Origin of the sequence: Zobellella maritima (assembly GCF_003075035.1) — a bacterium.
Lineage (GTDB): Bacteria > Pseudomonadota > Gammaproteobacteria > Enterobacterales > Aeromonadaceae > Oceanimonas > Oceanimonas maritima.
The window spans coordinates 1-226 of record NZ_QCZE01000028.1 but is presented as its reverse complement, the minus strand read 5'-3'; the positions used below and the strand labels follow the sequence as shown (position 1 = coordinate 226).

Genomic DNA, 226 nt, shown 5'->3' with positions numbered 1-226 from the left:
AGACGTTAAGTATCGGACGCGGGATGGAGCAGCCTGGTAGCTCGTCGGGCTCATAACCCGAAGGTCGTCGGTTCAAATCCGGCTCCCGCAACCAACTTGATGTAACAAAGTAATAGTGTGTGTAAGTAGACGTTAAGTATCGGACGCGGGATGGAGCAGCCTGGTAGCTCGTCGGGCTCATAACCCGAAGGTCGTCGGTTCAAATCCGGCTCCCGCAACCAACTTG

At 54.9% G+C, this 226-nt stretch carries 2 tRNA genes; both read left to right on the top strand.

The annotated features are described in order from the left end of the window. Positions 1-17: 17 nt before the first annotated feature. A tRNA-Met gene (locus tag DCS96_RS18460) sits at positions 18-94 on the top strand. A 50-nt stretch (positions 95-144) separates the two neighbouring features. Next, a tRNA-Met gene (locus DCS96_RS18455) sits at positions 145-221 on the top strand. The last annotated feature ends 5 nt before the right edge of the window (positions 222-226 follow it).